Origin of the sequence: Mesorhizobium sp. (genome assembly GCF_004962245.1) — a bacterium.
In the GTDB taxonomy this organism is placed as follows: Bacteria; Pseudomonadota; Alphaproteobacteria; order Rhizobiales; family Rhizobiaceae; genus Mesorhizobium.
In genome coordinates this window covers 116477-137987 of sequence record NZ_SUHQ01000010.1, presented here as the reverse complement: position 1 = coordinate 137987, position 21511 = coordinate 116477, and the positions used below count along the sequence as shown (strand labels likewise).

23 protein-coding genes are annotated in these 21511 nt (G+C 63.4%); 10 read left to right on the top strand and 13 right to left on the bottom strand.

What is annotated here, in order from left to right:
• Positions 1–204: 204 nt before the first annotated feature.
• A complete protein-coding gene (locus E5X88_RS13070) occupies positions 205–654 on the bottom strand; it encodes a host attachment family protein (protein ID WP_292161770.1) in 450 nt (149 codons plus the stop codon).
• A 441-nt stretch (positions 655–1095) separates the two neighbouring features.
• On the opposite strand from E5X88_RS13070, the gene cysG reads away from it, so the two are divergent.
• The 6 genes from cysG to E5X88_RS13040 all read left to right on the top strand — a co-directional run bounded on the left by cysG (position 1096) and on the right by E5X88_RS13040 (position 6629).
• A complete protein-coding gene (cysG, locus tag E5X88_RS13065; protein WP_292161768.1) occupies positions 1096–2547 on the top strand; it encodes a siroheme synthase CysG in 1452 nt (483 codons plus the stop codon).
• Complete coding sequence (locus E5X88_RS13060; protein ID WP_292161765.1) at positions 2544–2849, top strand: DUF2849 domain-containing protein; 306 nt, start codon at positions 2544–2546, stop codon at positions 2847–2849. Before cysG ends, E5X88_RS13060 begins: the two co-directional genes overlap by 4 nt.
• A gap of 47 nt (positions 2850–2896) precedes the next feature.
• Positions 2897–4567 (top strand): nitrite/sulfite reductase, encoded by a 1671-nt coding sequence (locus E5X88_RS13055; protein ID WP_292161763.1) that lies wholly within the window; start codon positions 2897–2899, stop codon positions 4565–4567.
• Positions 4542–5306 (top strand): phosphoadenylyl-sulfate reductase, encoded by a 765-nt coding sequence (locus tag E5X88_RS13050; RefSeq protein ID WP_292161761.1) that lies wholly within the window; start codon positions 4542–4544, stop codon positions 5304–5306. The genes E5X88_RS13055 and E5X88_RS13050 overlap by 26 nt, the downstream gene beginning before the upstream one ends.
• 26 nt (positions 5307–5332) lie before the next feature.
• Positions 5333–5869, top strand: a complete 537-nt coding sequence (locus E5X88_RS13045) for a DUF934 domain-containing protein (protein ID WP_292161758.1) — start codon at positions 5333–5335, stop codon at positions 5867–5869.
• 139 nt (positions 5870–6008) lie between these two features.
• The gene (locus E5X88_RS13040; RefSeq protein ID WP_292161757.1) at positions 6009–6629 is read left to right on the top strand and encodes a DJ-1/PfpI family protein; all 621 of its coding nucleotides are present in this window, start codon (positions 6009–6011) and stop codon (positions 6627–6629) included.
• A gap of 46 nt (positions 6630–6675) precedes the next feature.
• Here the strand turns inward: E5X88_RS13040 and E5X88_RS13035 are convergent, their stop codons facing one another.
• Together E5X88_RS13035 and E5X88_RS13030 are read right to left on the bottom strand one after the other, a co-directional pair.
• Entirely contained in the window at positions 6676–7698 is a 1023-nt protein-coding gene (locus E5X88_RS13035) for a fatty acid desaturase (protein WP_292161756.1), read from the bottom strand.
• Positions 7699–7847: 149 nt separating this feature from the next.
• Positions 7848–8084 (bottom strand): hypothetical protein, encoded by a 237-nt coding sequence (locus E5X88_RS13030; RefSeq protein WP_292161753.1) that lies wholly within the window; start codon positions 8082–8084, stop codon positions 7848–7850.
• A gap of 238 nt (positions 8085–8322) precedes the next feature.
• On the opposite strand from E5X88_RS13030, the gene grpE reads away from it, so the two are divergent.
• Positions 8323–8958 (top strand): nucleotide exchange factor GrpE, encoded by a 636-nt coding sequence (grpE, locus tag E5X88_RS13025; RefSeq protein ID WP_292161751.1) that lies wholly within the window; start codon positions 8323–8325, stop codon positions 8956–8958.
• 86 nt (positions 8959–9044) lie between these two features.
• On the opposite strand, the gene E5X88_RS13020 is transcribed toward grpE, so the two are convergent.
• From E5X88_RS13020 to sppA, 10 genes are all read right to left on the bottom strand, one after another.
• Positions 9045–9920, bottom strand: coding sequence for a GNAT family N-acetyltransferase (locus E5X88_RS13020; RefSeq protein WP_292161871.1), 876 nt, complete (start codon positions 9918–9920; stop codon positions 9045–9047).
• 172 nt (positions 9921–10092) lie between these two features.
• Positions 10093–12381: a PAS domain-containing hybrid sensor histidine kinase/response regulator gene (locus tag E5X88_RS13015; RefSeq protein WP_292161750.1), complete on the bottom strand. Its 2289-nt coding sequence runs from the start codon at positions 12379–12381 to the stop codon at positions 10093–10095.
• A 110-nt stretch (positions 12382–12491) separates the two neighbouring features.
• The gene (locus E5X88_RS13010) at positions 12492–13481 is read right to left on the bottom strand and encodes an MDR family oxidoreductase (RefSeq protein ID WP_292161748.1); all 990 of its coding nucleotides are present in this window, start codon (positions 13479–13481) and stop codon (positions 12492–12494) included.
• Positions 13482–13532: 51 nt separating this feature from the next.
• The gene (gene lspA, locus E5X88_RS13005; RefSeq protein ID WP_292161746.1) at positions 13533–14033 is read right to left on the bottom strand and encodes a signal peptidase II; all 501 of its coding nucleotides are present in this window, start codon (positions 14031–14033) and stop codon (positions 13533–13535) included.
• Positions 14034–14041: 8 nt separating this feature from the next.
• The gene (locus E5X88_RS13000; protein WP_292161744.1) at positions 14042–14899 is read right to left on the bottom strand and encodes an RNA methyltransferase; all 858 of its coding nucleotides are present in this window, start codon (positions 14897–14899) and stop codon (positions 14042–14044) included.
• Complete coding sequence (locus E5X88_RS12995; protein ID WP_292161742.1) at positions 14900–15946, bottom strand: class I SAM-dependent rRNA methyltransferase; 1047 nt, start codon at positions 15944–15946, stop codon at positions 14900–14902. It abuts the gene before it with no gap.
• A gap of 150 nt (positions 15947–16096) precedes the next feature.
• Entirely contained in the window at positions 16097–17062 is a 966-nt protein-coding gene (locus E5X88_RS12990; protein WP_292161740.1) for an ornithine cyclodeaminase family protein, read from the bottom strand.
• A 135-nt stretch (positions 17063–17197) separates the two neighbouring features.
• Complete coding sequence (locus E5X88_RS12985; protein ID WP_292161739.1) at positions 17198–17530, bottom strand: DUF1049 domain-containing protein; 333 nt, start codon at positions 17528–17530, stop codon at positions 17198–17200.
• Positions 17531–17591: 61 nt separating this feature from the next.
• Positions 17592–17876: an integration host factor subunit beta gene (locus E5X88_RS12980; protein ID WP_006200394.1), complete on the bottom strand. Its 285-nt coding sequence runs from the start codon at positions 17874–17876 to the stop codon at positions 17592–17594.
• A 70-nt stretch (positions 17877–17946) separates the two neighbouring features.
• Complete coding sequence (gene sppA, locus E5X88_RS12975) at positions 17947–18900, bottom strand: signal peptide peptidase SppA (RefSeq protein ID WP_292161738.1); 954 nt, start codon at positions 18898–18900, stop codon at positions 17947–17949.
• Between the two features lie 319 nt (positions 18901–19219).
• Between sppA and lptC the strand changes: the two genes are divergently transcribed.
• Genes lptC through lptB form a run of 3 tightly spaced genes read left to right on the top strand, consistent with a single transcriptional unit; the run spans position 19220 to position 21337 of the window.
• Positions 19220–19933: an LPS export ABC transporter periplasmic protein LptC gene (lptC, locus tag E5X88_RS12970; RefSeq protein ID WP_292161736.1), complete on the top strand. Its 714-nt coding sequence runs from the start codon at positions 19220–19222 to the stop codon at positions 19931–19933.
• On the top strand, positions 19920–20519 hold the full coding sequence (locus E5X88_RS12965) for an LptA/OstA family protein (RefSeq protein ID WP_292161734.1): 600 nt from the start codon (positions 19920–19922) through the stop codon (positions 20517–20519). Before lptC ends, E5X88_RS12965 begins: the two co-directional genes overlap by 14 nt.
• Positions 20519–21337, top strand: coding sequence for an LPS export ABC transporter ATP-binding protein (lptB, locus tag E5X88_RS12960; RefSeq protein ID WP_292161733.1), 819 nt, complete (start codon positions 20519–20521; stop codon positions 21335–21337). The genes E5X88_RS12965 and lptB overlap by 1 nt, the downstream gene beginning before the upstream one ends.
• The last annotated feature ends 174 nt before the right edge of the window (positions 21338–21511 follow it).

The following is a 21511-nucleotide window of genomic DNA, read 5'->3' as shown; positions in this document are numbered from 1 at the left end:
TCTATGGAGCGCCTTTCGAAATCACGATGTCGGGTATGCGCCGCCAAAAGAGCCGCCGCGTTGGCCAATATGGGGGCTCAGGTGGCCGCGAGGCAACCGCGATGCCATGAAATCGACGACAAAGATGCAGAAGGCGAGCCGCCTCGGGGCTGGCAAGGGTTGTTGCTGCAAGCAAGAAGCGGTTTGCGCGCCTGGTGCCCGCTATCAGGCCGCCTGCAGCAGGTTTTCGATGTCGGCGATGGTGTGGTTGGTCAGGGTCTTCGGAATTTCCACGGTGATTTTCTCGGCAACTTCCTTGTGCAGTTTTCTGCGGATATCGCCAAGCACTTGCGGTGGCGCGATCAGCACCATCTCCTTGAAGGCGCCGCGATGCGCGAGCTTGTACAGCCGCTCGGCAATTTCGTCGGCGAAACGCTCCTTACCGAGACGATGCCAGTCAGTGTCCTCGACTGCGCTGCGGTGGATGGAAGGGCCGTCGCTGTAGCGGCCGGGGCGGTCCGAGCCTTGCTCTCGCGTCGCTGGATTTGCCTGCTCCATCTCCTGCACGACCTGAAGGTCGGGATATTGCGTGTCACCACGGTTTTCGAGGAACAGCGCCTTCTCGCCGTCGGCCACCACGATCCACAGTCCGCGTTTCAGCTTGAGGTTGTTCACGGAGCGCTCCTTTTTCCTGATTTTCTTCATGGTTTCCGGGCCTATCCCAGGAGCCGTTGCCGCAGCCGAACAGCCAAGCTCGGGTTCGCATGGCAAACGCGCGCCGAGGCAGGAATGTTCCGGTGACGACAAGAACAGCGAGCGAACCAACCAACCAACCGGGGATAACGGTGTTCAGTGCATGGGGCTTTAATCTACTAGATTAGTAGAATTTAGAAAAAAGTGTTTTGTGATGCACCTCGATTGCCGCTAGAACGGCCGCAGATCAAGGCCCGCAACAGCGGCTTGGATCCGCTCCACCCGTGGTGTGGAATTTTTTTCTCCAGCCTCTGGTGCTTGCGGAAAAGCGATTGCTTCGCACGAAGCGATGCGCGAGTGCGTTCCTTCTGCTTTTTCGCGCTTGCGCGTAGAACCGACAGCGTATTCAGGATTCCGCTCGCCATGCCGCAGGCCACCCCCAAGCTCAACGCCTTTCCCGTCTTCATGCGGGTCGAGGGCGAAGCCGTGGCCATCGTCGGCGGCGGCCAGGAAGCTCTGGCCAAGGCGCGGCTGATCGGCCAGTCGAGTGCCGTGCTGCGCATCATCACCGATGCCGCCGAGGCCGAGTTGCTGACCTTTGTCGCCACGAATGGCGCCGTCCACATCGCTGCCGCTTACGATGCCGCGCATCTCGAAGGCGCGGTGATGGTGTTTGCCGCCAGCGGCGATGAGGCGCTCGATTGCCGCGTTGCCGAGGACGCGCGTCGGCTGGGTATTCCGGTCAATGCCGTCGACCGGCCGGATCTGTGCGATTTCTTCACGCCTGCGCTGGTCAACCGCGCGCCGGTCGCCATTGCCGTCGGCACGGAAGGGGCCGGCCCGGTGCTTGCCCAGATGCTGCGCAGCAAGATCGACCGTATGCTGTCGCCGTCGCTCGGGCCGCTTGCTTCGCTTGCCGCCTCGTTGCGTGGTGCCGCCGAGAGATTGCTGCCGAAAGGCAATGCCCGGCGACGCTTCTGGAGCGACTTCTTCGGCGGCGCACCGGCCCGGGCCATGGAGGCCGGCCAGCTTTCGCAGGCGCATGATGCCGCCGTTGACCTGTTGCTCTCGAATGCGCCGTCGTCGGGCCACATTGCCCTGGTGGGGGCGGGCCCGGGCGCCGAGGACCTGCTGACGTTGCGCGCCCATCGCCTGCTGATGGAAGCCGATGTCATCGTCCATGACGCGCTGGTGCCAGAGGCGATCGTCGCCATGGGCCGCCGCGACGCCGAGCGTTTGCCGGTGGGCAAGCGCAAGGGCTGCCACACCAAGAGCCAGGCCGAGATCAACGCGCTGCTGATCGAACTCGGCCGCGACGGCAAGCGCGTCGTGCGACTGAAGTCCGGCGATCCGCTGGTGTTCGGCCGCGCGGGCGAGGAAATGGCAGCACTTCGCGATGCCGGCATCGCTTATGAGGTGGTTCCGGGCGTCACCGCGGCCTTCGCCGCCGCCGCCGATTTCGAGCTGCCGCTGACGCTGCGCGGCGTGTCGTCGTCGATGGTGTTCACCACCGGGCATGACCTCAAGGGAAATTCGCTGCCCGACTGGGCCAAGCTCGCGATTTCCGGCGCCACGGTCGCCGTCTATATGGGCCGCTCGGTCGCGGCCGAGGTCGCCGGCCGGCTGATCGAGGCAGGCCTGTCGCCGGATACAGCGGTCGCCGTGGTCGAGAATGCCAGCCTTACCAACCGCCGCCGTTTCCACGGCACGCTCGCCGACCTGCCGTCGCTGGAGGTCCGTGCCGATCTTACCGGCCCGGTCATGACGATCATCGGCGATGCAGTCGCCGGCGCCAACTTTGAACGTTCCGAGCCGCTCGCGGCACACAGGCATGAAGGCGCGGCCCAAACAGCCGCCGAAGGAGCCAAACGATGAAAGTTCTGACCGCAAACCGCCTCGCCGACGGCGAAGCCGTCTGGTACGCCAATGGGGGCTGGGCCGAGATCATCGACAATGCCGATCTCGCCGACGACAAGGCGACCGAAGACCGGCTGGAGGCGATCGGCGCCACGGCCCTTGCCAACAATGAAGTCGTCGACGTCAATCTGATCGACGTGACCGTCGCCAATGGTGTGGTCGTTCCGGTTCGTCTGCGTGAAAAAATCCGCGCCGCCGGCCCCACCAACCGCAACGATCTGGGCAAGCAGGCCCGCCCGGAAGCTGCCCGGGCGGCGTAGATCGCGACATTGATTCAGGCGGGCGGACGCGCCCGGAAAGACCAGACATGTACCGTTACGATGAGTTCGATCACGATTTTGTCCAGGCCCGCGTCGCCGAGTTCAGCGATCAGGTCGCGCGGCGGCTTGCCGGTGAGATCACCGAGGATCAGTTCCGGCCGCTGAGGCTGATGAACGGCGTCTACCTGCAGCTCCATGCCTATATGCTGCGCATCGCGGTGCCTTACGGCACGCTGAACAGCAAGCAGCTGCGCATGCTCGGCCACATCGCCCGCAAATACGACAAGGGCTATGGCCATTTCACGACGCGCCAGAACATCCAGTTCAACTGGCCGGCGCTGTCGGACATCCCGGCGATCCTGGCCGACCTGGCAAGTGTGGAAATGCACGCCATCCAGACCAGCGGCAACTGCATCCGCAACGTCACTGCCGACCACTTCGCCGGTGCCGCCGCCGACGAGGTTGCCGACCCGCGCCCCTATGCGGAAATCCTGCGCCAATGGTCGTCGGTGCATCCGGAATTCTCGTTCCTGCCGAGGAAATTCAAGATCGCGGTGACCGGCGCCGAGCGCGACCGCGCCGCCATCCAGACGCATGACATCGGCCTGCATTTGAAGAAAAATGCGGCCGGCGAACTCGGTTTCGCCGTCTATGTCGGCGGCGGCCAGGGCCGTACGCCGATGATCGCCAAGAAGATACGCGACTTCCTGCCCGAGGCGGACCTTCTGTCCTACTGCACGGCGATCCTGCGCGTTTACAACCTCTACGGCCGCCGCGACAACAAGTACAAGGCGCGCATCAAGATCCTCGTCCACGAGACCGGCGTCGAGGAGATCACCCGCCAGGTCGAGGCCGAATGGCAGGAGTTGAAGGATGCGGATCTGAAGCTGCCGGAAGCCGATATCCGCGCCATCGATGCCTATTTCGCGCCGCCGGCGCTGGTCGATCGGCCGGAAGGCGACGAAGCGGTCAAGCTTGCCCGCCTCGATTCGAAGAGCTTTTCGGAATGGCTCGACCAGAACGTGGTGACCCACCGCCATCCCGATTATGCCGCCGTGACCATCTCGCTCAAGGGCATCGGCGAAGCGCCGGGCGATGCCTCCGACAGCCAGATGGAAGCGGTCGCCGACCTTGCCGAAAAATATGCCTTCGACGAGCTGCGCGTCAGCCATGAGCAGAATCTGATCCTGCCGCACGTCGCGCGCGCCGACCTCAAGGCGGTCTATGACGTTCTGGTCGACATCGGACTGGCGACGGCCAATTCAAATCTGATCACCGACATCATCTCGTGCCCTGGCCTCGATTATTGCGCGCTGGCCACGGCGCGCTCCATTCCGGTGGCGCAGGAAATCTCGAGCCGCTTCGCTTCGCTCGAGCGCCAGCGCGAGATCGGAGAGCTGAAGCTGAAGATCTCCGGCTGCATCAACGCCTGCGGCCATCACCACGTCGGCCATATCGGTATCCTCGGCGTCGAGAAGAAGGGCGCCGAACTCTATCAGGTCACGCTTGGCGGCTCGGCCGACGAGAACACCTCGGTCGGCGAGATCATCGGCCGCGGCTTCAGCTCGGAAGAGATCACCGATGCCATCGAGCAGATTGTCGAGACCTATCTCGGCCTTCGGCTCGACAGAAACGAAAAGTTCATCGACGCCTACCGCCGTGTCGGTCCCACGCCGTTCAAGGAGGCGCTCTATGCTGGCGAAACCAAGGCCGCTTGACCGTATCGTCGACGTCGAGGCCGGCGTCGCCGCCGAAGCGGCGGGGCTCGATGCGCTCTATGGTCATCTGAAGCCGCTGGAGATCATCGAACGGTCGGCCCGGGAATTCTTTTACGATGAAATCGCCGCGGTTTCGTCCTTCGGCGCGGATTCGGCGGTGCTGCTGCACATGATCGCCAAGATCGACCGGACGCTGCCGGTGATCTTCCTCGACACCGGCAAGCATTTCGAGGAGACGCTCGACTATCGTGACGCGCTCGTTGCCGATTTCGGGCTGACCGATATCCGAGTGATCACGCCCGACGAGGCGGCGCTCGAACGGGTCGATCCGACCGGCAATCTGAACGAGACCGACACCGACGCCTGCTGCGATGTCCGCAAGGTCGAGCCGCTGGCGCGCGGCGTCGAGCCGTTTCGCGCCTGGTTTACCGGCCGTAAGCGCTTCCAGGCCTCAACGCGGGCAGCGCTTCCGGTGTTCGAGGCGGTCGGCTCGCGCATCCGTATCAATCCGCTGGCGCATTGGACGACCGCCGACCAGGCCAGCTATATGCGCGCGCATGCGCTGCGTGAAAATCCTTTGGTCGCCTACGGCTATCTGTCGATCGGCTGCTTTCCGTGCACGCAGCCGGTGCAGCCGGGCGAGGACGCACGCAGCGGCCGCTGGGCTGGGCACGCCAAGACCGAGTGCGGCATCCATCTGTCGGGGCTGGAGAAGTCGCTGACCGACGCATCGCTTTAGGATCTTTGGGTTTTAGGAATTTTTTGATGACCGAACCGACGCCGGAGATCGCCACCCGCCTCTGGACCCCGACGGGCTTTCGCGAGGACGAGTGGACCCATGCCGAAAGTGCCGATGCGCTGTCCGGCAATGGCCGTTTCATCCTGCCGCTGCAGGTATTTCTCGACCTCGACCCGGCGGTGCGCCGGTCGGCGAAGGAACGCCTTGGCGTGCTGCTTCAGCCCGGCGATCAGCTCGAAAAGATCGCAGACCTGCTCGACCAGGTATCGCTGGTGGCGTTGGCCTTCCCGGCTTTCAGCGACGGCCGCTCCTTCTCCAAGGGAGAACTGCTGCGCAGCCGCTATCATTTCGAGGGGGCAGTTCGCGCCACCGGGCAGGTTCTGGTCGACCAGTTGCCGCATATGCTGCGCCTCGGCTTCGACGAGTTCGAAGTGTCGCATCCGGTGCTGCTGAAACGGCTCGAGGCAGGCCGCACCGGCGGTCTGCCGCTCTCCTATCAGCCGACCGTGAAGCCGGAGGCCAAAGGTCCCAAATATTCCTGGCGGCGGGTGCGCGCCGGCTGATCGCCTCCTTGGAGCAGATCGCCGAATCTGGTCGGACCAATTTGCAGATTCAGTCTTTTATTTTCACCGTCCCGCCCTTAGGATAGGCGTATTATTTCGTGACCCGAAATAAATATCGCCACCAAGGGAGGAACCGGGAATGGCTGGTAAGAAGATATTGATGCTCGTTGGCGAGTTCAGCGAGGAATACGAGATTTTCGTCTTTGAACAGGCCATGCACGCGGTCGGCCACACCGTCCATGTCGTGTGTCCCGACAAGAAGGCGGGCGACATCCTGAAGACGTCGCTTCACGACTTCGAGGGCCACCAAACCTACACGGAAAAGCTTGGCCACGACTATATCCTCAACAAGACCTTTTCCGAGGTGAACCCGGCCGAATACGATGCCGTCTACGCTGCAGGCGGACGTGGGCCGGAATACATCCGTATCGACAAACGCGTGCAGGCGCTGGTGCGGCATTTCCACGAGACCGGCAAGCCGATCTTCACCATCTGCCACGGTGCGCAGATCCTGATCGCGGTCGACGGCGTCGTGCGTGGTAGGGAAGTCGCGGCGCTCCAGTATTGCGAGCCGGAAGTCACGCTCGCCGGCGGCACCTACATCGATGTCTCACCGACCGGCGCCCATGTCGACGGCAATCTGGTGTCGGCCAAGGGCTGGCCGGGCCTTGCCGCCTTCATGCGCGAATGCCTGAAAGTGCTCGGCACCGAAATCCAGCACGGCGAGATGCTGATGCGCGACGAACGCAAGGCGGCTTGAGCCAGGCCTTGCAAGCGCCGCCGCACCTGTGGTGCGGCGGTGTTTTTTACGCAGCCATCCGGGCTTCGCGGAACGACACCAGTTTCCTGCGGTTCTCGTCCCACAGCGCCAGCTTGACGCAGCGCAGGCTCTCGACAAGTGTAATGCGGCCGATTTCGCGCAGTTCCGGGTAATCCCTCAGCACTTCCTGCAGCCGGTAGCATGGCACCTTGGCGGAGAGATGGTGCACGTGGTGGACGCCGATATTGCCGGTGAACCAGTTCAGCACCGGCGGCAGGTCATAATATGAGGAACCGTGCAGCGCCGCATGCTGGAATTCCCACTCGGAATCCTTTGCCCACTCGGTCTCCTCGAACTGGTGCTGGACGTAGAACAGCCAGATGCCGGCCGAACCGGCGAGGATGACGATCGGCAAGTGCACGACCAGGAAGGCGCCGAGGCCGACGAACCAGATGAGGATCGCGGCGATAAGGGCGATGGCGAGATTGGTGGCCATGGATGACACCCAAGGTGTCAGGCCGCCCCGCATCATGCCGACCGGCAGCCTCTGCTCGAAAATGAAGAGCCATATGGGGCCAAGGCCGAACATGACCAAGGGATGACGATAGAGACGATAAGCAAGGCGGCCTTGCCAGGGCATCTGCCGGTATTCGGCAACGGTCAGCGTCGTGATGTCGCCCATGCCGCGTTGGTCGAGGTTGCCGGCGCTGGCATGATGGGTTGCGTGGGCGCGCCGCCAGCAGTCGTAGGGCGTCAGCGTCAGGATGCCGAGGCTACGGCCAATCCAGTCGTCGACGGTGCGATTAGCGAAGAAGGAGCCATGGCCGCAATCGTGCTGGATCATGAAGATCCGCACCAGAAAGCCGGCGGCCGGAAGGATGAGGATCAGACCCCACCAATGGCCGTAGGCATAGGCAGCCGAGGATAGTGCCCACAGCGTGGCAAAAGGGATGAGGGTGATGGCAAGTTCAACGGCGCTGCGTCGCCTGTCCGGCGTCTTGTAGCGCGCCAGAATCTTCAACCAGGCACGTTTGCTGTTCGCCACAGCTTCGGGGGAAATCATGTTCATTAGAAAGCATAGACGGGCCCTACCGCTGCCGCAAGGCGGATATCACTCAAGGTTACTGCGCGTAATTGTCGCGCGATGCGCAAGATGCTGCGAAGTGGAAAAGCATGCCTGGGTTCCGGTGGCACGCAACGACTGGGGCGTGCGTCCCTCTACCGCCGGCGGCTATTGGCGGCTAGGCTGCTCTCGATGCCGTCCAGGCGGTCGAGCAAATCCCTGAAGCGATCGGGAATGTCGTTCTCTGTCCGGAATGCCGGCAACGCGCGCAGAAAGCGCATCGTTGCCTCGGTGCCGAACTGGCGCCTGACGCCGGTTGCGAGCCTTTCACGTCTTTCGTCATTGTTGCGGGCGCCATTGTTGTTGCGGTCGCCGTTGTTGCGGGTCGTCATCTCAAAATCCTGTGTCGGCTTCGAAACTCCCCCAGTAGGCGAATGGTTCCCGCATCGTAGCATCTTGGCAAGCAAAGCCAGCGGTTACAGTAAAGTTTGAATTAATATCGAAAGGTCTTCATGATGCGCCGTCAAAAGCGCGAGCGACATCTCCGGTATCGCTTGCCCCTTGATTTTTGGCCGCCAAACCTCGATATCGGGCACAAATCCACATCATTCGAAATGACGGGAAATGGCGATGAGCGACCAGGCAAAAGACGAACGCGCGCCCGATGAAGCCGAGACGGCCGAGGACGCCATCGAGCGCACGGAACGCGGCGTCGACGGCGATTACGAAGCGCTTGTGCGGTTGCTGAAGGAAAATGACGAGTTGAAGGACCGCGCGCTCCGCGTCGCTGCCGAGATGGAGAACCTGCGCCGCCGCACCGCGCGCGACGTGCACGACGCGCGTGCCTATGCGGTTGCCAATTTCGCCCGCGACATGCTGTCGGTGTCGGACAATCTGCGCCGCGCGCTGGATGCGATCCCGGCGGAGGCCAAGGCGTCGGGCGATGCCGGCTTCAAGGCGCTGATCGAGGGCGTCGAGCTCACCGAGCGCGCCATGCTATCGGCGCTGGAGCGGCATGGGGTGAAGAAGCTCGAGCCGGAAGGCGAGAAGTTCGACCCGAATTTCCACCAGGCGATGTTCGAGGTGCCCAATCCGGAGGTGCCGGCCAACACGGTGGTGCAGGTCGTGCAGCCGGGCTATTCGATCGGCGAGCGGGTGTTGCGGCCGGCCATGGTCGGCGTCGCCAAGGGTGGCCCCAAGCATGTGGCTGGTGAAGCGCCGGTCGAGCCAGGACCGGTGAACGAGCAAGCTGAGAAGGATGCGTGAAATAAGCGAGTAGCGAATAGGGAATAGCCAATAGCAGCCACGTGGCGCTTCGTGTTATTCGCTACTCGCTATTCGCTACTGTGATCTCAGGCAGCGAAACGCTGGGCTTCCCCGCCATAATAGTTGACGTAGCGGGCGCCGATCTCCTTGACCGGCATCACCACGAACACGTCGACCGTCGAGAATTCGCGATCGATGACGCAGCCGTCGCCGATGCGCGCGCCGACGCGCAGATAGCCCTTGACCAGCGGTGGCATCGCCGCGATCGCGGCCTTGGCGTTGACCGCCTCGATCGGCATCAAATCCATGGAACAGTAGCGCCCGGCGACCGCGCACACGTCCCAGGCCGAGTTCGTGCGGCAGTGATGGGCGAGATAGGTTAGCGCTTCGGCATGCGCCGCCGGCACGGTGCCTTGGAACGAGGCGCAACCGGTCATCACGCCGATCCCGTAATGGTTGATATAGGCCCAAATACCTTGCCAGAGCGCCTCGATGGTGCGCTTCGAGCGGTATTCCGGTAAGACGCAGGAGCGGCCGAGCTCGAGGAAGCGCTGGCCAGGATGACGGGCAATGAGCTTGGTCAGTTCGAATTCGCCCTCGGAATAGAAGCCACCGGCCGCAGCCGCGATTTCCTGCCGTAGCAGGCGGTAGGTGCCGACAATGCGGCGATGCTCGGGACCGGACAGCGAGGTGTCGAAGACGAGCAAATGATCGCAGAGCGGATCGAAGCGGTCGGCGTCGCGGCAGTTCTGCGCCTGGAAGAGGTCCTTCCTGGCGCCAAGCTCGTCGTAGAATACCCGATAACGCACTTCCTGGGCCGCGGCGATCTCAGCCTCGTTGAGGGCGAGCCGCACTTCGAGGTTGCCGATGCGACCGAGCGATGCGCCTTTTATGACAGCATCGACGTTCCGCCCGACAAGCAATGCGCTGCTGGCGTTCGGCCGAGTGTCACATTCCGGCATAACTGTATGCACGAGTGATTCTCCTTCGAGCCATCCCTCTTGGCACGGGGATACGGTGTAGGTGCAACAGGATTGTGACAGTACCGTGATACGGCGTTACGGGCAATACTTCGCCGGCTGGGTAATGCCTGCAACCGGCTATGCTATGTGAGGAAAGGGCGCGACTCGCGGCTCAGGCCGCCACCTGGCCCTCGACCGCATGGACAAGCGCGTCCGGGTCGAGCGGCTTGGTGACGAAGCCGCTGGCGCCATGGGCGAGCACGGCGTGACGGGTCTTTTCCTGACTGTCCGCCGACAGCACCATGATCGGAACCGGCGGTATGGCGGTTTCCTCCTCGTGCCGGCGGATGGCGGCGATGGCGTCCAGCCCGTCCATCACCGGCATGTGCAGGTCCATCAGCACCACGTCGAAGCGATGCTTGTGGCCGGTTCCGGTGACGGCCTCGACGGCGGCCCTGCCGTTGCCGACCACTTTCACCCGATGCCCGGCCTTCAGCAGCGTGGCGCGGGCAAGCATGGCGTTGATGTCGTTGTCCTCGGCAATCAGCACGGACAGGCCCTGCTGGCGGCTGCCAATGGCGCGAACGGACGGCGCGCCGGGCTTTTCCGGCTGCGGTTGGGTGAGGGCGGGTACGCTGCTGGTCAAAAGCACGCGCAGCAACGTCTCGCCGCGCACCGGCCTTGCCAGGAAGGTGGCGTAGCCGCTGGCGCGGAACTCGCCCAGCATGCCGCGGTCGGTCGGTGCGATCAGCGTGATCGCCTCGCAATCGGCAAAGCCGCTCTGACGAAGGCGCTTGAGCAACCTGCCGTCGCTGTCCTCCATGGCTGCGTCGACCAGAAGCACGTCGCAGCCTTTGGCGAAGGGGGCTGCCTGGGCTGCGGTCGCGGCCAGATCGACCATACCGCCATTAGCGCGGATGGTGCGAGCAATGGCATCCGCCTCGATGGCGTTCTTCGACAGGATCACCGCGCGCCGATCCGACAGGGCGCTCTGACGGTTCTGCGGCGCTTCGATGGCCGATATTGCGGGAATTTCGAAGACGAATTCGGAACCCTGGCCGAGCCGGCTCGACACCGAAATCGCACCACCCATGGCAATCGCCAGGCGCTTGGAGATGGCAAGGCCGAGACCGGCGCCACCATGCACACGGGTCGAGGTGCCGTCAGCCTGTTCGAATTCCTCGAAAATGCGCTCCATGTCGTCCTCGCTCAGGCCGGGGCCGGTGTCGGTGACGGTGAAGCATGTGTGGTCGGTGGTTTCGGTGCGGGCACGAGCGATGCTCACCAGCACGCCGCCACTGTCGGTGAACTTGATGGCGTTGCCGATGAGGTTGAGCAGAACCTGCCTGACCTTTCCCGGATCGGCGGTGATCATCTGCGGCACGTCGGGGTCGACATGGCAGCCAAGGCCGATAGCCTTGGCGAAGGCGCGCGCCGCCAGGAGTTCGATGACGTTGTCGGCGATCTCGCGCACGGACATCGGCTGCGGCTCGGGATCGAAGCGGCCGGCCTCGATCTTTGAATAGTCGAGCAGATCCTCGATCAGCGCCAGCAGCGCGCTGGCCGAGGTCGAGACGGCGCCGACATAGGTCCGTTGTTCAGGCGAGAGATTGGTATCGGCCAGCAGCCTGGCCATGCCCATGATGCCGTTCATCGGCGTGCGGATCTCGTGGCTGACAGTGGCGAGGAAGCGCGATTTGGCCTGGCTTGCATATTCGGCTCGCTCACGGGCGGTGATCAGCGACGATTCGGCGTGCTTGCGGGCGGTAATGTCGCGGGCAATGGCGCGATGCGAGACAGCGCCGCTCTCCTTGTCGCGCACGGACAGTTCGATCCATGAGAACCAGCGCGGACCGCTTGGCGTGCTAATGGCGACGTCGGTGGAGCTTAGGCATTCGTGGTCGGAAAAAGCGGCATCGGGAACGACGCCAACGTCGATGCCGAGTTCGGCCAGGGTCCTGCCGGCAAGGTTGCGCTGTTCGGTTTCGACAAGATCGGCGAAAACCCTGTTGGCGTAGACGATGTGGCCGTCACGATCGCGGTGGATGACGAGATCGCCGAGCGCGTCGATCAGCCCGCGAAAGCGTTCCTCGCTCTCCTGCATCTCCCACATGCGGTCGGCCAGTGTCTCGATCTGGGCGCGGCTGCGAGCCGCGGTCTCATCGAGCAGAGCGGCTGTGCGGTGCTCAGTGCGCTTCGCGCGCAGATGCATGGCAAGACCGGCCATGCCGGTCGCCAGAAGGCCAACGGTGATGAAGATCGGCGCTCCGGTCAGATGCGACAGGCCTGCCAGCACGACGACGGCGACGAGCGTCAGGAACGGCAGGCCTTCACGATTGGCGGCGGGCAGTTCCGGCGCCAGCGGTGGCGCGGCGACAAGCTGCCGCTTTGGCGCATCAAGGCCTGTCCCGCCGACGCCTTCGGCGCTTTCCGTTTCTTTGAGGCCGGATTCCGCGATCATGCGAAATCCTTGCCAGACAGAGATTATGGAAAATTGCGGCTGATCGTTCGAATTTTAGCGGTCGCGCGGTTTTTGCCTTCCCTTCGTGCAAAAACGGCAGACGACGGAGCTCACATGTCCACCACCACGCGACCGCGGATCTTGCCGTCGACGATGTCGTGCGCGGCGTCGATGATGCCGTCGAAACCGATGGTCGTGGACAGGCTGGCAAGCTTCCGGAGATCAAGGTCCGTGCCGATGCGGCGCCACGCTTCCATGCGGACCGCCTTCGGCGCCATCACCGAATCGATGCCGAGCAGCGAAACGCCGCGCAGGATGAACGGGGCGACGCTTGCCGGCAGATCCATGCCGCCGGCCAGGCCGCAGGCGGCGACGGCGCCGCCATAGGAGGTCATCGAAAGGACGTTGGCCAGCGTATGGCTGCCAACCGCATCGACGCCGCCGGCCCAGCGTTCCTTGGCGAGCGGCTTTGCCGGCTGGGCAAGCTCGTCACGCGCAATCACCTCCGCGGCGCCCAGGTCGATCAGATAGGGGCTCTCGGCGCTGCGGCCGGTCGAGGCGATGACATGGTAGCCGAGGCTGGACAGGATCGAGACCGCGACCGAGCCGACGCCGCCGGCCGCCCCCGTCACCACCACCGGGCCGCGATCGGGCACGATGCCATGCCGTTCCAGCGCGATGACGCAAAGCATGGCGGTGTAGCCGGCGGTGCCGATCGCCATGGCATCATGCGGGCTCATGCCCTGGGGCAGCGGCACCAGCCAGTCGCCCTTGACGCGGGCACGCTCGGCATAGGCGCCAAAATGCGTCTCGCCGACACCCCAGCCGTTCAGAATGACCTTGTCCCCCTTGCGCCAGTCGGCATGGGACGACGAGACGACCGTGCCGGCGAAATCGATGCCCGGCACCAGCGGCCAGCGGCGGATCACCGGCGCCTTGCCTGATATGGCGAGGCCGTCCTTGTAGTTCACCGTCGTCGCCTCGACGGCGACGGTGACATCGCCTTCCATCAGATCGGCTTCGGTAAGGTCGGTCACCGCGATCGACTGCTTCTTCTCGGCGTCGCGCGAAACGAGGATGGCTTTGAAGGTTTCGGGCATGTCTTCTCCTCGGGCTTTCGAATGGGCACTGTATGGCGGTGGAAGGTCAGGTCAATCGCTTGAGGGCTTGGCCCCGCGCCGCCAACCGATGAGTTCGTCGAAGACGACCAGCACCGCGCCGACCGCGATGAAGGCGTCGGCGAGGTTGAAGATGGCGAAGGACCACACCGGGGTGTGGAACAGGATGTAGTCGATCACGTGGCCATAGGTCGCGCGGTCGAGCAGATTGCCGAGCGCGCCGCCGACGATCAGCGCAAAGCCGATGCGGGTAAGCACGTGGCCGGGCGGCGTGCGGGCCGCGAGATAGAGCACGAACGCGACGACGCTAGCGGCGATGACCACCAGGCCGGTGTCGCCAAACGACGAAAACATCGAGAAGGCGATGCCGGTGTTGTAGGTGCGATACAGTGCCAGGAACGGCACGAGATCGACCTTTTCCTGAAAGGCGAGGCCGGTCTCGACCAGGTGTTTTACCCACTGGTCGAGCGCTATCGCCGCTGCGACCAGCAGGGCGTAAGGGAACCATGATTTCGCCGTTTGGGATTTCACCATTTGGGATGTCACGGTTTGGCGTCCTCCGGGGCAAGTTTCAGCGCACCGCGCCGGATCTCGAACAGCATGATGCCGGTGGCCACCGCGAGATTGAGCGAATCGGCCCGGCCAGCCTGCGGAATCCGCAGCAACCTGTCGCAGCTTTCGGCCAGGCTGTCGGGCAGGCCCTGCTGTTCGTTGCCCATCATCAGCAGCACAGGGCCTTTGGAAAAATCGACCGACCGGTAGTCGACCGCACCCCTCAGATGCGTGCCGGCGACGAGGCCGGGAAAGCTCTTTCGCCATGCGAGGAAGGCGTCCGGCGTCGCCCTGGCGACCGGCACGGCGAAGATCGAGCCCATGGTGGCGCGCACGGTCTCGACGGAAAAAGGATCGGTGGTCTCGCCGACCAGGATGACGCCCTTGGCGCCCACCGCATCGACGGTGCGGATGACGGTGCCGAGATTGCCTGGGTCGCGCACACGGTCGAGCGCCACCCAGACATCGCCTTCTTGGGCCCGGATGTCCTTCAGCGGCAGGAACTTCTGCGAAAAGACGCCAACCACCATTTGCGGGTTGTCGCGACGGGTGATGGCGACCAGCACTTTTTCCGAAACTTCGAGCACGGTGCCGCCGGCGGCAACCGTGCGCGCCGCGACTTTTTCGACCGCCGCGTTGCCGCGTCCGGCCTTGGCGAAGACCAGTGTCCTGATCGACCAGCCGAGATCGAGGGCGTCGATCACCAGCTTCAGCCCTTCGGCCATAAAGGCGTTCTGCTGGTCGCGGAATTTCTTCAGGGCGAGCGCCTTGATGTCCTTGACCAGCGGGTTGGCAAGGCTGGTGACCTCTTTCACCTGCCCGGGCGCGCCTGCGTGCCGCTCGCTCATTCAGGCCACCCAGCGCGAGAACAGCGACGTGGACAGCGCCCGGCCGGCGGATTTCTCGCGGATGATCAGTTCGCCGGACTCGACCGTGCCGCCCATGCCGGCGAACGTGTCGCGCATCAAGGCATGGATGGCGAAGAAGGAGGCGCGGATCGAATAGGCGGTCAGCACCACGGCAAGCGGCTTCGGCGTCAGGATCGAGCGGCAGAGGTCGGTCAGCGCGGGCAGGTCCTCGAACAACTGCCAGACCTCGCCCTTGGGGCCACGGCCATAGGCGGGCGGATCGAACAGGACGATGTCGTAGCGGCTGCCGCGGCGCTCCTCGCGCTCGGTGAATTTCATGGCGTCGTCGACGATCCAGCGGATCGGCTTTTGCGACAGGCCCGCCATCTCCTGGTTTTCCCTGGCCCAGCCGATCGCCTTCTTGGACGCGTCGACATGAGTGACCTCGGCGCCGGCGCGCGCTGCCACCAGCGAGGCAAGGCCGGTATAGCCGAACAGGTTCAGCACCTTGACCGGCCGCTTCGCCGCCGCGATCAGCCCGGCCATGTGATCCCAGTGCGAGGCCTGCTCGGGAAAGACGCCGACATGGCGAAACGAGGTGAAGCGGCCGAGATAGTCGATGCCGTCATGCTTCATCGGCCAGGTCTCGCCGAGCGGGGTCCTTGGAAAGCGCCAGCGGCCGATGCCTTCCTCGTCGGTGTCGCCGGTGAAAATGGCATCGGCGCGGTCCCAGTCCTTGGCCGGCAACGCCTTTTGCCAGATTGCCTGGCCCTCGGGCCGGACGATGCGATAGGGACCGTACTGTTCGAGCTTCTGCCCGGCGCCGCTGTCGAGCAGCGCATAGTCGGCGTTGGGCGCCACTTCGAGGATCAATGGCAGGTGTTCGACGGGCAGGGCGCCATCACGGCGGGAAAGGACACGCGGCGCGGCTTTCGGTTCGGAGCGGTTGCCCGATGCTGTGCCGGTTCCGCGCGACGCCTGTTCCGCCCCGCCCTTTGCGAATTGATGCGAGCGGCTGTCACGGCGCTTGTCGCGAAAAGGTTTCAAGAAGAGCATCTCCGGGGCGACTTGGGCCGCTTCTGCCACAGCACATTCACCGGTGCAACAAACCGAACGGGAATAGGGAAGTAGGGGAGTAACTGAATAGGGAAAGTATGATTGGCACGAAGCCACACGATTGGTACGGCTCCTACTCCCCTAGCTCTTGAGTACCTTGTAAACGGCAATGCCGGCGGCGAGGTCCTCCAGGGCCGCGCCGACCGATTTGAACAGCGTGATCTCACCGGGGCTTTGCCGGCCCTTCTTCTGGCCGCGCGCCAGTTCATGCAGGTCGGCGACGATGGCTTGCGCCTTGAGCACGCCCGAGGCCAGCGGCTGGACGATGTCGCCCGCCTCCTTGGTGGCGCCGGCGCGGGTGTCGACATAGACACGGGCACGCGCAATCGCATCGTCGTCGCTTTCGCGCATGGCCGGCGTGAAGCCACCGACCAGATCGACATGGGTCCCCGGCTGCAAGAGTGCGCCCTTGATCAGCGGCGTGGTCGTGATGGTTGCCGACGACACGATATCGGCCTGGCCGAGCTCGGCGTCGAGATCGCTCGCGGCGGTGGCGGCAAATCCCTCGGCACGCAATTCCGCCGCAACCTTTTCGGCATTGGCCGGCGTGCGGTTCCAGATGCGGATGGTTTTGATCGGCCGCACCGCCGAATGCGCCTTGGCCAGGAACGGCGACAGAGCGCCGGCGCCGACCACCAGCAGCCGCGAAGCGTCCTCACGGGCCAGATAGGAAGCGGCCAGCGCCGAGGCACAGGCCGTGCGCCACTGCGTCAGCCGCTGGCCGTCGATCATGGCTTCGGGCTCGCCGGTGGCGCCGTCGAGCAGGAGGTAAAGCCCCATCACCGCGGGTTTGCTTAACGCGTTGTTGTCGGGCGACACCGTGACGATCTTGACGCCGATATGGCCGCCGGCCGACGTGCCGGCCGCATTGAAGTCGGTCCAGGCCGGCATCAAGAGCAGGGTCGAGGCCGCGCCGTCAGGCCGTTCGACCGTATGGTGGTGCCTGACCGGTTGTACCGCTCCATCGCGAAAAGCCGCGCGCAGTGTCTCGACCAGTCCGGGAAAGGTCAGTGCATGGTCGACCTCGGCGGCCGAAATGGTCAGCATGAGAAGCTCCGCAGAGAGAACCGGAAAACGCATGACCCCGAAAATCGGAACCGATTTTCGGAAAGGATCATGCGTAAATCAAAAATGGTACAGCGTCCTTTGCGCGTCCAAAAGGACGCGCGGCGCTGTATTAGTTCAGTTCGTCGGCTTCGGCAGCGCCGGGCCTTGTGGCGCGACCGGAGCGCGGCTGACCGCCTGGCGCAGGTTCTCGGCCTCGACGCCGCGCTGGCGCGCCAGCTTGCGATAGCGGCCCTGCTTGACCCATGTCGCCAGGCTGCCGACGACCATGCCGATGGCGAGAGCCAGGAACAGGAAGATGAAAAGCGGCAGCGTCATCGTCAACACCGGGTTGCCGGGGTTGAACGGGTCCAGGGTGAAGGCAACCGGATCGCGGTTGGCGACGGCCAGCGCAATCAGGATGACGGCCAGCGGCACGAAGACCACGATGAGCAAGAAACGATTGAACATGGGATTTCCTGTCGAAAGCGGGCTACCGAGGGCCGGCATGGCGCATGAGCCCGCGCGGCGCTTATTTCCCGCCGTTCAGCCTTTCGCGCAATTCCTTGCCGGTCTTGAAGAACGGCACCCATTTCTCCTCGACCTCGACGGATTCGCCGGTGCGCGGATTGCGGCCGGTGCGGGCGGGGCGGTTTTTCACCGAGAAAGCGCCGAAACCGCGCAGCTCGACCCGGTTGCCTTCGGCAAGCGCGTCGGTGATCTCGTCGAAAATCGCGCCGACTATGTTCTCGACGTCGCGCAGGAAGAGGTGCGGGTTACGTGTGGCGATGATCTGCACAAGCTCGGATTTGATCATGAGAAGGCTCCCCGTGAAAACACTACCGTGAAAATTATGAGGATGATTTTATTTGCTTTTTTCACTCGTCTCAAGGGTGCCAGACGGAAACGAGACCGTCAAGAAACAAGCGGTCGCCACCAAGTTCGTGAATGATGTCGCCGCCATAGTCGGGCAGGCCGAGTGCACTGCCGATGGTTCGCGCCATCGCCTTCGAGAACAGGAAGCTGCCGCCTTCCGTATCCTTCCACTCCACCACCTCGAGCTTGGCGTCGACGCCCTTGGTTGCGAGCCAGTCGATCGCTTCGGTCTCACCGCCGACCGCGTCGATCAATTTGTTGGCGACAGCCTGCCTGCCGGTGAAGATCGACCCATCGGCCAGCGCCAGTGCCTCCGGCTTGGTCATGTTGCGGCGCTCGGCGACGATGCCGACGAACCAGTCGTAGCTGTCGAGGATGAGCTTGCGGACCATGGCGCGTTCGTTGTCATTGGCCGGCTTGAAGGGCGACGGCGAGGCTTTCAACGGCGAGGATTTCACTTCCTCGAGCTTAATGCCGAGCTTGTCCATAAGGCCGCTGACGTCCGGATACTGGATCAGCACGCCTATCGAGCCGACGATCGAGGACTTGCGCGCGACGATATGATCGGCCGCGGTGGCGATCATATAGCCCGCCGATGCGGCCAACGTCCCGACCTCGGCCACCACCGGCTTGTCGGCGGCCAGCTTGCGCACTGCCTCGTAGATCGATTCACCTCCGACGGTGGTGCCGCCCGGTGAATCGATCGACAGGATCACTGCTTTCACCCTCGAGGATTGACGGATGGTGTCCAGCCGTTTGATCAGTTCGTCGTCTTCGGTGATGGTGCCCTCGATCTTGACCTTGGCGATATGGTCGACCGCCGTGCCAGTGAGGTCATCACCATAAATCCAGGTCGAAAGGACAACCAACCCGGCCGCTGCGACAACAAGCGCTGCAACGCGCCAAAATGTCAGCTTGCGGCGCAAGCGGCGGCGGTCGATCAGGTCGTCGGCTCTCAGTGCCATGGTCCAGCCTCATAGTCGGTGGGAGAGATGCTTTTAAAGCAACCATCCGCGCCCGGCTACCGATTCCTGACGCGCTTGCGCCAAAGACGACGTCTTCAACGTTCGCGGGCCGGCATTTCAGGAGACGTCCAGACCAATCCACAGGCCCTAACGCTGTCCGCCCGTATCTGGTATGATGCACAAGTTGTGCCGGTTTCATTTTCGTTTGTACAACAGCAATCGTCACATTTTTGCGGTTTTCCTCCGCTTGTGCTTGCTTGAGGGCGTCGGCATCCCACCTATAGGGTGCTTGGCGGCAGGGGTTTAAAAGAAAGCAGTCATGTTAGCGCGACCGATCGAACCGACCAACACCGAGACGGAGTTGGCACCCCCGGCCGTAGGCCCGGCGCGGGCCGACGCCTTCGGCATTGCCCAGCGCCATTCGCGCCGCGTCCGTGTCTTGAAGCTGGCGGTGCCGCTGGTCGCTGCCGTGATCGCGGTCGCTTTCCCGGTCTATTCGTATCTCGCGGCGCCTGTCTCGGTCCAGGTCCAGGCCGATGGCAGCGCCTTCGCCAATGGCAAGCTGGTAATGGCCAACCCCAAGCTCAACGGGTTCACCAAGCAGAAACTGCCCTACTCCATGACAGCCTTGCGCGCCATACAGGACGTGAGCAAGCAAGGCATCATCGATCTGGAGGGCATCGACGCCAAGCTCCCGATCTCGGCCGACAATGTGGCGGCGGTCAATGCCTCGCACGGCGTCTACAATCGCGACGGCAACACGATGAGCCTGACCAGCGATGTCACCATAACCACCACCGATGGCTTGCAGGCAAAGTTCAAATCGGTCTTTCTCGACATAGCCAAAGGCACTATGAAGACGGATGACCCGGTCGACGTCAGCCGCGGCGGGTCGCGGATCACCGCAGATTCGATGTCGGTCCAGGATAACGGCAAGATCGTGGTTTTCGAGAACAGAGTGCGCGTCAACATCGACCCCGCCAGCTTGAAAGCGGCAGAGGCAAAGAGCGGAGAATCCCATGCGGGTCAGTAGTTCGATACAGCTCGTAGCCGCGGCTTCGGCCTTGCTGGGCCTGGGGCTGTTCCTGGGGATAGAACCGTCCCTGGCGCAGTCCAACACCACCAGCCAATTGTCTGGCCTCAAACTGTCCGGCGACAAGCCCATCCAGATCGAAAGCGACAAGCTCGAGGTCCGCCAGGCGGACAGCATCGCCGTGTTCACAGGCAATGTAAGTGTCGTCCAGGGACCAACCCTGCTCAAGTCCGGCAAGATGACGGTCTACTACGTCAGGGATGCCGGCGCTGCCGCCAAGGGCGCGGAGGCCGCAGGTGCCGCGATGACCGGCTCGGCCAACATCGACCGTCTGGAGGTCGACAACAAGGTCTATATAAAATCGGACGATCAGGTCGCCACCGGCGACCGCGGCAGCTTCGACATGAAGACGGAAGTGCTGGTGCTTTCAGGCAGCAAGGTCGTGCTCTCGCAAGGCGACAATGTGCTGGTCGGTTGCAAGCTCACCGTGCAGATGAAGAGCGGCCTGGCGCAGGTCGATCCCTGCGGGGGTGGGCGCGTCATGATGTCGATCACGCCACCGAAGTCGAGAACGGCGAAGCCCTGATGGTCGACGTAGCATCGCTGATGGCGCTTCTTCCAGGACGCGCCGCCAGCAAACTTGCGGCACCGGCCACGGTCACCGTCGATACGGCAAAGTTCAAGGGAACCCTGATCGCGAAGGGCCTGACCAAGAGCTACAAGGGCCGCAAAGTCGTCAGCGGCGTGACGATCGGCGTGCGTGCCGGCGAGGCGGTCGGGCTGCTCGGTCCCAACGGCGCCGGCAAGACGACCTGCTTCTATATGGTCACCGGCCTTGTGCCGGTCGATGAAGGCACAATCGAAATCGATGGCTTCGACGTCACCTCGATGCCGATGTACCGTCGCGCCCGCCTCGGCATCGGCTACCTTCCGCAGGAAGCGTCGATCTTTCGCGGCCTGAGCGTCGAGCAAAACATCCGTGCCGTGCTCGAAGTGGTCGAAAAGAGCCGCAAGGAGCGCGAGCGCAATCTCGACGAACTGCTCGAGGAGTTCCACATCAGCCATCTGCGCAAGGCCCCGTCGCTGTCGCTTTCCGGCGGCGAGCGGCGGCGTCTTGAAATCGCACGCGCACTGGCGACCCGCCCCGCATACATGCTGCTCGACGAGCCTTTCGCCGGCATCGACCCGATCGCCGTCGCCGATATCCAGCAACTTGTGCGCCATCTGACGGCGCGGGGCATCGGCGTGCTCATCACCGATCACAATGTCCGTGAAACACTCGGACTGATCGATCGCGCCTACATCATCCATGCCGGCCAGGTGCTGACCCATGGCCGGGCCGACGAAATTGTCGCAAACCCGGATGTGCGGCGGCTTTATCTCGGTGAGGGCTTTACACTCTGAGGTTGAGAATTCCTGTTGGAGAGCGATTTTTAGCGCGGGACAGGTCTTTTTTCTTCGATTTCTCGCCCGAATAACGCGCCGACAGGCGAGTTTTGATCGCCGTCGCCTTGACAAGCAAAAGCCGGGCCAGTTCTTATGCTCCGCTGGGAAAATCCTTCCGGCGGTCTGGGTGCG